This window comes from Streptomyces sp. NPDC102270 (genome assembly GCF_044766405.1).
Taxonomy (GTDB): Bacteria; Actinomycetota; Actinomycetes; order Streptomycetales; family Streptomycetaceae; genus Streptomyces.
In genome coordinates, this window is sequence record NZ_JBIWLX010000009.1 from 285,511 (window position 1) to 297,776 (window position 12,266).

Here is a 12,266-nt window from a genome sequence, read left to right on the forward strand (position 1 = left end):
GGGCCGGGCGGTGTGCTCGCCGGTCACGAGATGTCGTGTGTCTGCAGCCAAATCTCCAGCAGCGCCACCTGCCACAGGGCGTTGGCGCCCCGTTTGGTCCGGTGCTCGTCGGGCGCCGCCAGGAGCTCCGCCACGTACGACTCCTGGAAGATCCCCCGCTTCTTCGCCTCGGGTGCCGCGAGCGCCTCGCGGACGCGGTCCAGGACGGGACCCGCCATGTGCCGGATGGCCGGGACCGGGAAGTACCCCTTGGGCCGGTCGACGATCTCCCGCGGCAGGAGCTTGCGGCCCGCTTCCTTCAGTACGCCCTTGCCGCCGTCGGCGAGTTTGAGCTCCGGCGGACAGGCCGCGGCGAGCTCCACCAGCTCGTGGTCGAGGAAGGGCACGCGGGCCTCCAGTCCCCAGGCCATGGTCATGTTGTCGACCCGCTTCACCGGGTCGTCGACCAGCATGACGTGCGTGTCCAGTCGCAGCGCCGCGTCCAGGGCGGTCTGCGCTCCGGGACGGGCCATGTGGTCCCTGACGAAGCGGCCCGACACGTCGTCCTCGGGCAGCATGTGCGGCTGGAGGACCCCCGCGAGGTCGGCGTGCGGGCGGTCGAAGTACGTCTCGGCGTACCTCTGCGGCTCCTCCTCGCGGGCGACCGCGGCCAGTTCCGGATACCAGTGGTACCCGGCGAACACCTCGTCGGCGCCCTGCCCGCTCTGTACGACCTTCACCTCCTTGGAGACCTGCTCGGACAGCAGGTGGAAGGCGACCACGTCGTGGCTGATCATCGGCTCGCTCATCGCTGCGACGGCGTCGTCCAGGGCGGTCGAGACGCGGCCCGAGGGCACCATCATCCGGCGGTGGTCCGTGCCGAACTCGCGGGCGACCAGGTCCGAGTAGCGGAACTCGTCGCCCTCCTCCCCGCCCTCCGCCTCGAAGCCCACACTGAACGTCTTCAGGTCGCGCTGCCCCTCGTCGGCGAGCAGAGCGACGATCAGGCTGGAGTCCAGGCCGCCGGAGAGCAGCACGCCCACCGGCACGTCGGAGACCATCCTGCGGCGTACGGCCGTGCGCAGCGCCTCCAGCACCGCGTCACGCCACTCGTCGGGCGCCATGTCCGCGTACTCGTCCCGCCGTGTGTAGGACGGCTGCCAGTAGCGGTGGTCGCGGTGGCTGCCGTCCGGCTCGACGACCCGCACAGTGGCAGGCGGCAGTTTGTGTACGCCGTTGAGGACCGTGCGCGGCGGGGCGACCGTGGCGTGCCAGCTCAGGTACTGGTGGACGGCCACCGGATCGATGGTGGTGTCCACGTCGCCGGCGGCCAGGAGGGCGGGCAGGGAGGAGGCGAACCGCAGCCGGTCCGGCGTCGGCGCCAGGTACAGCGGCTTGATGCCCAGCCGGTCGCGGCCCAGCACGACACGGCCGGTGCGGTGCTCGACGAGCGCGAAGGCGAACATGCCGTGGAAGTGCTCCACGCAGGCGGTTCCCCACTCACGGTAGGCGTGGAGCACGACCTCCGTGTCGGAGGTGGACTTGAAGCGGTGCCCCAGGCGCCCGAGCTCTTCGCGCAGCTCCTGGTAGTTGTAGACGCAGCCGTTGAAGACGCCGGTGATCTCGCCGTCGGCGTCGGTCATCGGCTGGGCGCCGGCGTCGGACAGGTCGATGATCTTCAGTCGTCGGTGCCCCAGCGCCACCGCGCCCCGTGTCCAGATGCCCTGGCCGTCCGGTCCGCGGGCGGCGAGCCGGTCGGTCATACGCTCGACGGCCGCGAGGTCGGGTCGCCTGCCGTCGAAACGGATCTCGCCGCTCAGACCGCACATGACGCGCCGCCCCCTTCCCAGGAACCGTCGGCCACGAGCCGGGACGGGATCCCCGGGTCGCGCCTGCCGGTCGCGACCCGGGCGGAATTGCTGGACATGACGAAATCTCTCCTCGGGGTTGTCGGATATGGGACGGCCCGACGGGGCAGCCGGGCGCGCCCCGCGCGGGACCGGATCAGCTGCCCAGGACCTCCGGTGCACCGGAGCCCGCCGCGCCCGCGACGGAACCTGCGACGCTCCTGCGGCTGACGTGGGCCGGCCTGCGGTGGCGCCGCTCGCCGCGGGTCTCCGCGATCAGCAGGTCGGTGCAGGACAGCAGATCCTCCTCGCGCGCCGTGCGGCGCATGCGCTCGGCGGCACTGCCGTCGGCCAGGGCCGCCTCGGCCAGATCCCTGACGGTCTGCCAGTCGCCGTGGGCCTCCAGGGCGGGACGCAAGCGGGCCAGCAGTGCGCGTACGACATCGGCGGCGGGCGCCTCCCGGTGGGTCCTCGGATCCACCAGGACACCCTCCAGGCCGGAGCGGGCGGCCCGCCAGGACGCGCCGCGCAGCCATTCGTGACGGCCGTCGCACTCCGCCGCACCGGCCGCGCGCAGCTCGATGGCCTGGGCCACCAGGGCACGGAACAGACCGGCGACGAGCACGACGGTCTCCACCCGCGGGCAGGCGTCGCAGATACGGAGTTCCAGCGTCCGCAGATGTGCGGAGGGGCGAACGTCGTAGTAGATCATCCCCGGGTCGCTGATGACCCCGGCCCGGACGAGGTCGCCCACCGCGGCGTCGTAGTCGGCCGCGCTGCGGAAGCAGCCGACCGGGCCCGCGGTCGGCCAGCGCTGCCACAACAGCGTGCGCCAGCTGGCGTAGCCGGTGTCGGCTCCCTGCCAGAACGGTGAGCTGGCGGACAGCGCCAGCAGCACGGGCAGCCAGGGAGAGACCGCGCACATCACCCCTACGGCTGTGTCGCGGTCGGGTATGTCCACATGGACCTGGGCGCCGCAGATGAGCTGCTCGTCGGCGACCTGCCGGTACTCCTCGACCATGTGGCGATAGCGCGCGCCGGCCGTGGGGTGCCCGGAGCCGGCGGGCGCGAGGGGTGCCGTGCCCGCGGCCACGACCGCCAGCCCCAGCGAGGAGGCGGCCGCGTCGAGCCGCCGTCTGGTTCTGGCGAGGTCGGTGTACAGGTCGGTCAGCGAGGCGTGCACCCCGCTGTTCGACTCCACGGTGGACTGGTGCAGCTCCGTGGTGAAGGTGTCCCGGGAAAGCCGACGCAGAACCGCGTCGGCACGCGGCACGAGCAGTCCGCTCTCCACTGCCAGGATGTGGAACTCCTCCTCTACTCCGATGCGCATGGCCACAGTCGCTCCTCGAGGTGGTGCCGATGGTCCCGCCTGTCGCAGGGTGACCCCCAAGTGCCCAGAAGATCGACGGATAAGCACGGTTATGCGCGTTTGAAGAAGTTGGCCCACAGATGAGCGGGTTTCCCGGTCAGCCGTCGGTGGTTTTGCCGACCAGTGCGCCGTACGCCAGCTGCAGGGCGTCCGCGCCGGCCAGCGCGGTCAGGGCGCCCATAGCGGTACGTGTCGCGCGGGGCCACAGGAGCTGTCCGGCGGTCAGGGTCGACGCCACCCAGACGCTCATGCAGAAGGGGCAGGTCAGCAGTTCGCCCACGGTGTCCTTGCCGGTCTCGGGCTGCGCCTCCTCGTGCAGTTCGGCGGGGCCCTGCGGACCGACGTACGTCGTGAACGGGGCGCGCAGTGGGCTGGTCACCGACGCCTTGCTGATCAGCCGGCTGAGCCGGAACGTGGCCACCGAGGTCAGGAGCACGTCCCAGGGTTCCGGCCGGTCGGGCAAAGGGCGCCCGCGAAGCCGGACGGCCGTGGCCCAGCCGGCCGTGTACGTGCCGAACGCCGCCATGGCGGCGAGATAGCCGCGCAGGGGCCGGTCGTGCGTGCCCGCGTAGTGGCGGCCGGTACGCCGCAGGAACGCCTGCGCCCGTCGTCCGATGCGGCCGTCAGTTGATGTGCTCATGGCTTGCCTCGCTCAGGTGACGGTCCGGTTCTCCACCGTCCGCGTCTTTCTCTTCGTGCTCTTCGTTTTTCTCTTCGTGGTGGCGCAGTCGCACCTCGACCTGTCCCTCGGTGACCCGCGTGTCGAAGGCCGGCTGAGGGGCGATGGCCGGGCCCTGGACATTCAGGCCGTCCGAGAGCCGGAAGACACTGCCGTGCCAGGGGCACCGCACGCAGCCGTCGGACACCGTCCCTTCGGACAGCGGCCCCGCCAGATGGCTGCACCGGTCGGCCAGCGCGTGGATCGCCCCGCCGGTCTCACGCACCACCAGGACCGGCACGTCGTCCACGCTGCGCCGCACGGGTCGGCCGGGCGGGAAGTCGCCCACCGCGCCGATCCGGTGCCAGCGGTCGCCGACGACATGGGGCACGGCCTCGGCATGGTTGGCGCCGGCGGCCTGCCGGTAGGCCAGGTGGCCGCCCAGCATGCCGCCGGTGCCCACTGCCGCGAGTCCCAGGAAGCCGAGGGTCCGGCCCGCGCGCCCACGGCCGGTGAGGCGGCAGGCGAGGGAGGCCGTGTACAGGCCGGCGGCCGCCGTGTTGGACACGGCGTGCACCAGCCCGACGCGCATCTGCGGGCGGCGCAGTTCCGCCCAGTCCACGGCCCCCGTCAGCGCGGCGGGGACGGCCGCGGCCAGGCCGACGCCCACCAGCAGGCCCGCCTCACGGGGGCGGCCCTTGCGCAGGTCCAGGATCGCGGCGGACAGCCAGCTGCCGATCGGCACCTGCACCAGCAGCGGATGGACGGGATGCCCGAGCCACGTGCCGTGCAGCACGTCCCGGCCGCGCCCCAGCGGCAGGGACCGTATCCGCGCCCCGAGTGTGTCGATCAGCGGGTCCTGCCGCGGTTCCCGCTCCAGACGGTCGAGCAGCCGCAGGACCCGGTTCTGTCGTGTACGTGGATGACGTCGTCGCACGCTCATGGGCAGCCGGGTCTCCCCCTGCACGTGCGGCAAACGACCGACGAGGAGCTCAGCCGCCCATGTAGCGCCGGCCGTGCTGCTGGGCGCCGCGTACGGTGAGCCCCTTGTTGATGACCGCGCCGAGCTGGAGCCGCACGGACTGCGAGGGAATCAGGGCTTGGGTACCGCGTGGCGCCCGGCCCTTCCGGAAAACGCGGCGTGGTGGGAAGGCCGGGCCGAGCCGGTGGGCCGCAGGTGCCCCAGCCACCGGGAGGTCATGGCCAGCAGGCCCGTGAAAACGGCCAGGAGCAGCAGGGAGGTCCACATGAGCCGGCTGCCGGGAGAATCCCACATCGTCCAGGCCGACGACGCCGTCCACAGGACGACGCCGGCCGCGTAGAAGGCCTGTATGCGGCGCAGTTGCCGTGCTGCCCTGGCCGCTGTCGGGTCGTCAGTCGGTGTCATGCCGACCCGTGTACCCCGATCGACGCCCTCCAGACCGCGCAGCGGGTGCGGCACAAGTACAGAACAGGACAGGTGTGTCCTGCGTAGTATCGCTACGACATAGGAAGAGGTGCCAGCCCATGTCCGAATCCGCTCCCACCACCACCGAGTTGACCTCGCAGTACAGCACCCAGGTGACCGACGACCTCGAACGCAATCTCAAGGAACAGGAGCGCCTCAGCGGGGAAATCGCGGCGCTCCAGGGTCAGTTGGCCGCACTGCAGCACGACCACACCGTCCTGCGGAACATCCAGCAGGTGCTGGGCACTCCGCCGGCGTCCGCCACGCCCGCCGCTCCGCCACGCGGTGCGGTGCCCGCTCCGCGCAAGAAGGCCTCCGCCGCACCGGCCGGGAAGCAGAGCGCGAAGAAGGCGGCCGCCAAGGTTTCGCCCACCCGGTCGGGGCCCACCCTGGTGGACCTCGTCCGAGAGCATCTGGCCGAACAGAAGGAGCCCCGCTCGGCGGCCGAGATCTCGAATGCGCTCGGCAGGCAGCACCCCGAGCGCACGATCAAGGCCACCGTCGTGCGCACCACACTCGAAGGACTCGTGGCAAGGAACCAGGCCCAGCGCACCAAGCAGGGGACCTCGGTCTTCTACACCTCGCCCGACGCCGGCGACCCCGCCGCGCAGCCCGAGAGCGGCTCCGGGGCGTCGGACTGACGGACGCCCCTGTGAGGGTCGTTCAGCCGGTCCGCCGGGCAGGACGGAGACCGCCGCCGCGCCATCCGGCGGCCGCGAGGACCGCGGCCGCCGCCCCGGTGCCCAGCACGGCACCGGCGACGACGTCGCCCGGGTAGTGCACGCCGGTGTGGATCCGTGAGTAGCCCACCGCGCAGGCCAGGAGGCCCAGCGGCACCGTGGCGACGGGAAGCGCGGGTCCGACCGCCGCCGCGAACGCGACCGCGGACGCCGTGTGCCCGGAGGGGAAGGACGCGGACTCGGGCATCGGCACATGCCGCCCCGGGAACGGCGAGTTCTCCGCCCGGTGCGGACGGGGCCGGCGCACCAGGCGCTTGCCGAGCATGTTCGCGCTCGCCGAGGCGACACCGATGGCCGCGACTCCGAGGGCGGCGGCGCGCCGTGGCCGGCCGGGGCACAGGGCGAGCAGTCCGGCGATCGTGAAGGAGATCTTGGAGTGGTCCGCCGCGGCCGACAGTCGCCGCAGGGCGTGGTCCAGAGCGGGAGTCCGGGTGACCGTGACGGCCTCGTACAGCGCCTGGTCGAGGGCGGCGAGATCCCGCAACAGCTCTCGGGCGGTGTGCTGTTCGCGCTGCGGTCGGTCAAGCATCGCTCTGCTCCTGGTTCTTGACGGCCGGGAAGGGAGTCCGGTCGAAGGCGAGGCGCACGACCCGGCGCCAGTCGACCGACGGGGCAGTGTACGGCGCGCCGGGACGGTCTCTCGGTACCCGCACCCGCAGGGCCTTGGGTCGTACGGCGCACACGACCGGCGGGGGCAGCAGCAGCGCTTCGCCGTCCACGGCCACCGGGATGGTCTCCGCGTCGGCCTCGACGACGACCCGGCGCGAGGTCGAGGAGGTGATCCCGCTGGCGCGTTCGCCCCGCAGCGCCAGTTCGGCGGCCTGTGCCGCGCCCTCGATCCGCAGACTGATCACACCGAGCCGGCCACCGTCCAGGTGGGATCTCCGTCCGACGCCCATCGGGCCGGCCTGCGCGTAGGGGTTGTTGCTCACCAGCAGCGCGTGCGGGGCTTCGAGCCGTCGGCCGTCCGCCGTGGCGGTCAGCTGGGCGCCGGCCTCACCGACCAGCAGGTCCGGCAGCAGGTCGAGCGTGGTGGACGCCTTGGCGTCGCGGTATTCGGGCCTCTGCACGATCTCCGCGTACGTCCCGAACGAGACCGTGTTCACGAAGGGCCGGCCCGCCACGTCGCCCAGGTCGACACGGATCTCCACACCGTGCGAGAGGGCTTGGAGACCACTCGCCGGATCGTCGCGGTCCAGGCCCAGATCCATCGCGAAGTGATTGCGGGTCCCGGCGGCGAGGACCATGAACGGCACGTCGTGTTCCGCGGCCACCCCCGCCACCAGGGCCTGCGTACCGTCCCCGCCCGCCACGCCGAGCAGGTCCGCGCCCTCGGCGAGGGCCTGGCGGGCCAGCGCCGCCGGATCGGGGCTGTCGTCCACGTCGAGCAGGATCACCCGGGCGCCCAGGGCCTCGGCGCGCTCCACCAGTGCGTGCTCGCCGACCTTGCCGCCGCCCGACAGCGGGTTCATGATCAGGACCGGCCTGCGAGGGGGCCGGACCGGACGCGAGTGCGTGGCGCGGGGTGCGCGCAGTCGGCGCAGCGCGCTTCTGGCGCAGGCCAGTGCCGCCACCCACAGGCCCAGCGCCGAGGCCGCGAACGGCCACAGGCCGGACACCGCGTACAGGACCAGGACGGCGACGGGCGCGGCCACCGCCAGCAGGGCGCCGCACAGACGCGCCAGGCCCCGGTGGGCCAGTGCCCACCAGATGCCGGCGGCGGCCAGGCACAGGCCCACGAAGCCCAGCAGCAGGAGCAGCCACTGGCCCGCGGCCACCACCGCCGCGACCACGCCCGCCAGGCAGAGCAGGGCCAGCCGGGCCAGCGTCCGCGCCGCGGTGCCGGAGCCCTCCGGCTCCACCTCGTTCATCGTTGGGGTCGCCTCTCAGGGATCGGTGGCCCAACGATCTCATGTGCCCTCGCCGCCGGCGCCGCCCTGGTCCGGGTGGATCAGCGGGTCACCACGTGCCGCTCGTCGGGCACACAGTGGGTCATGGTCAGGCCCTCGACGTCCCGCGGCGGGTTCTTGCCGAGGTTCGACAGCCGTTTGCGGTCCTCGTCGGTGAGGTCCTGGCTCGCCAGCGGCTCGAGACCGGCCACGTCCTCGGGGCTGATGCCGAGCCCGTCACCGACCCTCAGACCGAGGTCGTTCTCGACCAGCAGGAAGTGCCACACCATGCGTTCCTGCACGGGCCGGTCGCACTGGGCGAGCAGGTCGGTGAAGTTCTTCACCAGGTCGTCGCGCTCCCACTCCTCCAGGAGGAGGTATCGCTGGCCCGCCTGCAGGTAGTCGTTGGTGCGGGGGATGCGCTTGCGGGTGAGCCGGCCGTGGATCTCCGGGCCCTGTTCGTCGTGCGTCGGGTACTGCGCCTCGCGCAGGCCACCGGTGATCGACGGCTCGTAGTTGACGATCGGGTTCTCGCCCCCGCCGTCCACGTGGTACGTCATCTGACCGTCGCGCTGGTTGGTGCGCACCTCGGCGTTCTTGGCCTGGTTGACGGGGAGCTGGAGGTAGTTCGGGCCCACCCGGTAGCGCTGCGTGTCGCTGTAGGAGAAGGTCCGGCCCACCAGCATCTTGTCGTCGGAGAAGTCCAGTCCGTCGACGAGGACGCCGGTGCCGAAGGAGATCTGCTCGTTCTCGGCGAAGAAGTTCTCCGGCATCCGGTCCAGCACCATCCGGCCCACCGGCTTCGGCGGGAAGTCCTGCTCGGGCCAGGTCTTGGTGTCGTCCAGCGGATCGAAGTCCAGCTCGGGGTGGTCGTGGTCGTCCATCATCTGGACCAGCAGCTCCCACTCGGGGTACTCCCCGCGGGCGACCGCCTCGTACAGGTCCTTGGTGGCGTGGCCGAGCGAGTCGGCCTGCACATTGGCGGCGTCCTCCTCGGTCATCGAGCGGACGCCCTGCTTGGGCATCCAGTGGTACTTGACCAGCTTGGTCTCGCCGTCGGCGTTGACCCACTTGTAGGTGTTGACGCCGAAGCCCTGCATGTGGCGGTAGTCCGCGGGGATGCCGCGCGGGCTGAACAGGTTGACCAGCATGTGCATCGACTCGGGTGTCTGGGACATGAAGTCGAAGATGCGGCGCGGCTGCTGCTCGAAGGTGACCGGATCGGGTTTGAGGGCGTGGATGACGTCCGGGAACTTGATCGCGTCCCGGATGAAGAAGACGCCCAGGTTGTTGCCCACCAGGTCCCAGTTGCCGTCCTCGGTGTAGAACTTCACGGCGAAGCCGCGGGGATCACGGGCGGCCTCGGAGGAATCGCGCCCGCCGATGACGGTGGAGAAGCGGACGGCCAGGTCGGTGCGCTTGCCGCGCTCCTGGAACAGTTTGGCCCGGGTGTACCGGCTGATCGGCTCGTCTCCCCAGGCACCGTAGGACTCGAAGTAGCCGTACGCGGTGACGCCGCGGGCGTGTACGACCCGCTCGGGGATGCGTTCCCGGTCGAAGTGGCTGATCTTCTCCAGGAACTGGTAGTTCTCCAGCGTGGCGGGCCCGCGGGCGCCGACGGTGCGCTGGTTCTGGTTGTCGTGGACCGGGTGGCCCTGGCGGTTGGTGAGCTCCTTGCGGTCGTCCGCGGGAGCGGGACCGGTACCGGACACGTCCGTCATGATCGGGGGCTCCTCAGGTTCTCGGGTTCTCGGCAGGTGGCGGCCCCTGGCGCAGCGGGCAGCCTCCGGCCGGTGTTCGGCGGATCACCCGAGTACCCGGTCGGCTCGTGTCACTCACGTCAGGCGCCCGCCACCAGCGAGTCGTCCTTGGGGCGGGTCCCGGACAACTGGCGGCGGGCCGCTGCCAGGGCGGATTCGATGTCGCGGGTGCCCGTGGCGATGCACAAGGTGTAGGACACGTCCTCGAGCCGCTGACGCGCTCCGGCGCTGCCTTCCTCGGCGTGCAGGACATGCAGCGCCTCGTAGCGCTCGAGCAGGTCGGTGAGAAGGGCGGGGTGGGCCATGAGCATGATTCGCTCCTCCGTCTGCGCAGTGGGAGTGAGGGCGGTCGCGTCCGCCGTATCACTCGGACTGTCGCGGGAGAGGCCTCGGCGGCACGCACCAAGGAGAGCCGCGTTCGGCCGCTTCCGCGGTGGGCCTGTGATCCCAAGCACCTGAACCCGCGTCTGCCCGGGCGAATGAAGCTCAAACCACCGATGACATCCTCAGCGTTCCAGTCGCTGTGGGGCCGGGCAGCGGTCAGTCCCGGCGGGCGCCGACGTCGCCGTTGACCGAGGTCAGCGTCATGGTGTGGTCCCGGTCGGCCTCGCGTACCGGGACGGCCACGGTGGCGCGGCCGTTGTCGGTGGACGCGGTGACCCGGTAGGGCGGGCTGTCGTGGGGCACGGTGACGTCGACCGAGCCGTTGACGGTCGCGGCGCTGACACCGGAGGGGACGGCCGTACATCCGAGGACGACGTCGCCGTTCGTGGTCGCCGCGTGCACCCGCCGCGCAGCCACGCTCGTCGCGCGCACGGAGCCGTTGCGGGTGGACAGCCGTACGTCGGCGCCGTCGCGTCCGGAACGGGTCACCGTCACATCGCCGTTGACGGTCGCGATGTCCAAAGCGGCGGCGACGCCCGCCACGTCGACGCCGGCGTTGCGGGCGGTGGCCGTGACACTGATGCCGTCGGGGATCTCGACGTACGGCATCCGGGGACAGTCCCCGTCGCCCGTGCTTCGGTCGGCACACGACAGGTCGAGCGTCCACACCTTCCCGTGATGGGACCAGTGCCCGTCTACGCGGTCGTCGACGGTTACGTCGCGGCCGTCGGCCGGACGCAGCCGCAGGCCGTTGTCGGTGGCGATGACCACCTGTTCGCCGGAGTCCGCGACGCGGAGCGCCCCCGCCGCCGGCGGGCCACCGGACGCCCGGTCGTGATCGTCGCTGCACGCCCCGGCCAGGGGCAACAGTGCCAGTACCACCATCAGGCGCGTCAGGCGCCGTGTCGGCATCGCCTTCATACCCCGACGGATGCCCCGGTTCGTCGTGGCCATGGCAGAGGCAGACCGCGAGGACCGCCCTTCGGGCCTTACGGCGCCGGGACCGAGTCCGTGTCCTTCACGCCCTCGTTCGCCGCGAGCGCCTTGTTGCGGCGCACCGAGGACCAGAAGGACCAGCCGATGAGGACGACCCCGACGAGTCCGGTGATGATCTCGTTGATCTGGTACTGGATGGTGACCATGAGGATCACGGCGAGGGCGCCGATCGCGTAGTGCGCGCCGTGCTCCAGGTAGACGTAGTCGTCGAGGGTGCCCTGGCGGACCAGGTACACGGTCAGGGAACGGACGTACATGGCGCCGATGCCCAGGCCCAGCGCCATCAGGACGATGTCGTTGGTGATGGCGAACGCGCCGATCACACCGTCGAAGGAGAAGGAGGCGTCCAGGACCTCCAGGTACAGGAACATGAAGAACGCGGCCCGGCCTGCCAGCGTGACCGCCGAACGGGTCCCGCCGGAGCGTTCGGCCTCCTTCTCGCGTTCCTCCTCGTCCTCGAGTTTGTCCTCGAAGTAGCCGGAGAGGCCGCCGACGACCATGTAGGTGATCAGGCCCGCGATACCGGAGATCAGGACGGTCTGCGCCTTGTCGGCGTGCGCGCCGCCGTGCTGGTGGGCGTGGGTGGCGAAGGTGAAGGCGGTGATCAGCAGGACGACCAGGGCGATGCAGACCGACAGCATGTCGACCTTGCCGAGCTTGGCCAGCGGCCGCTCGATCCAGCGCAGCCACTGGATGTCCCGGTCCTCGAAGATGAAGTCCAGGAAGATCATCAGCAGGAACATCCCGCCGAACGCGGCGATCGCCGGGTGCGCGTCGGTGACCAGCTGCTCGTAACGGTTCTTGTCGGTCAGGGCCAGCTGGACCGCGTCGTACGGATTGAGCTTCGCGGTGACCGCGACGATCACGACCGGGAAGACCAGCCGCATGCCGAACACGGCGATCAGGACGCCGACCGTGAGGAAGATCTTCTGCCAGAAGGCGTTCATCTTCTTCAGGATTCCGGCGTTGACCACCGCGTTGTCGAACGACAGGGAGATCTCCAGCACGGCCAGGATCGCCACGATGCCGAACGCGGCCCAGCCGTCGTAGAGCACTCCTGCGGCCAGGCCGAGCGCGGTGACCGCGAACGCCCAGCGAAAGGTCTTCAGAATCACTTGCATCAAGTCCTGTTGTCGGGAGGTCGCCGGGTCGGCGGGCGCGGACGGCCCGTGGGTTCAGGGGCGTTGTCTATCACGG

The 12,266-nt window shown here is 71.2% G+C and carries 12 protein-coding genes; 1 reads left to right on the forward strand and 11 read right to left on the reverse strand.

What is annotated here, in order from left to right; translation table 11 throughout:
• Positions 1 to 23: 23 nt before the first annotated feature.
• From ACIRP7_RS20935 to ACIRP7_RS20955, 5 genes are all read right to left on the reverse strand, one after another.
• Positions 24 to 1,808: an N-acetylglutaminylglutamine amidotransferase gene (locus ACIRP7_RS20935; protein WP_403661422.1), complete on the reverse strand. Its 1,785-nt coding sequence runs from the start codon at positions 1,806 to 1,808 to the stop codon at positions 24 to 26.
• Positions 1,809 to 1,983: 175 nt separating this feature from the next.
• The gene (locus tag ACIRP7_RS20940; RefSeq protein ID WP_403661425.1) at positions 1,984 to 3,156 is read right to left on the reverse strand and encodes a glutamate--cysteine ligase; all 1,173 of its coding nucleotides are present in this window, start codon (positions 3,154 to 3,156) and stop codon (positions 1,984 to 1,986) included.
• Between the two features lie 136 nt (positions 3,157 to 3,292).
• On the reverse strand, positions 3,293 to 3,835 hold the full coding sequence (locus ACIRP7_RS20945; protein WP_403661428.1) for a DUF1360 domain-containing protein: 543 nt from the start codon (positions 3,833 to 3,835) through the stop codon (positions 3,293 to 3,295).
• The gene (locus ACIRP7_RS20950; RefSeq protein ID WP_403661431.1) at positions 3,819 to 4,796 is read right to left on the reverse strand and encodes a Rieske 2Fe-2S domain-containing protein; all 978 of its coding nucleotides are present in this window, start codon (positions 4,794 to 4,796) and stop codon (positions 3,819 to 3,821) included. Before ACIRP7_RS20950 ends, ACIRP7_RS20945 begins: the two co-directional genes overlap by 17 nt.
• A 150-nt stretch (positions 4,797 to 4,946) precedes the next feature.
• Entirely contained in the window at positions 4,947 to 5,240 is a 294-nt protein-coding gene (locus ACIRP7_RS20955; RefSeq protein WP_403661434.1) for a hypothetical protein, read from the reverse strand.
• Between the two features lie 119 nt (positions 5,241 to 5,359).
• Between ACIRP7_RS20955 and ACIRP7_RS20960 the strand changes: the two genes are divergently transcribed.
• Positions 5,360 to 5,941: a hypothetical protein gene (locus ACIRP7_RS20960; protein WP_403661437.1), complete on the forward strand. Its 582-nt coding sequence runs from the start codon at positions 5,360 to 5,362 to the stop codon at positions 5,939 to 5,941.
• 22 nt (positions 5,942 to 5,963) lie between these two features.
• Here the strand turns inward: ACIRP7_RS20960 and ACIRP7_RS20965 are convergent, their stop codons facing one another.
• The 6 genes from ACIRP7_RS20965 to ACIRP7_RS20990 all read right to left on the reverse strand — a co-directional run bounded on the left by ACIRP7_RS20965 (position 5,964) and on the right by ACIRP7_RS20990 (position 12,184).
• Complete coding sequence (locus ACIRP7_RS20965; protein WP_403661440.1) at positions 5,964 to 6,569, reverse strand: phosphatase PAP2 family protein; 606 nt, start codon at positions 6,567 to 6,569, stop codon at positions 5,964 to 5,966.
• Positions 6,562 to 7,911, reverse strand: a complete 1,350-nt coding sequence (locus tag ACIRP7_RS20970; protein ID WP_403661443.1) for a diacylglycerol/lipid kinase family protein — start codon at positions 7,909 to 7,911, stop codon at positions 6,562 to 6,564. Before ACIRP7_RS20970 ends, ACIRP7_RS20965 begins: the two co-directional genes overlap by 8 nt.
• An 80-nt stretch (positions 7,912 to 7,991) precedes the next feature.
• Entirely contained in the window at positions 7,992 to 9,650 is a 1,659-nt protein-coding gene (locus ACIRP7_RS20975) for a catalase (protein WP_403661446.1), read from the reverse strand.
• Between the two features lie 119 nt (positions 9,651 to 9,769).
• Positions 9,770 to 10,000 carry a DUF5133 domain-containing protein gene (locus ACIRP7_RS20980; RefSeq protein ID WP_352389757.1) on the reverse strand — a complete coding sequence of 77 codons (231 nt, stop codon included), beginning with the start codon at positions 9,998 to 10,000 and terminating at the stop codon, positions 9,770 to 9,772.
• A 229-nt stretch (positions 10,001 to 10,229) separates the two neighbouring features.
• Positions 10,230 to 10,994 carry a DUF4097 family beta strand repeat-containing protein gene (locus tag ACIRP7_RS20985; RefSeq protein ID WP_403661769.1) on the reverse strand — a complete coding sequence of 255 codons (765 nt, stop codon included), beginning with the start codon at positions 10,992 to 10,994 and terminating at the stop codon, positions 10,230 to 10,232.
• Between the two features lie 68 nt (positions 10,995 to 11,062).
• Positions 11,063 to 12,184 (reverse strand): DUF475 domain-containing protein, encoded by a 1,122-nt coding sequence (locus ACIRP7_RS20990; RefSeq protein WP_403661449.1) that lies wholly within the window; start codon positions 12,182 to 12,184, stop codon positions 11,063 to 11,065.
• Between the last annotated feature and the right edge of the window lie 82 nt (positions 12,185 to 12,266).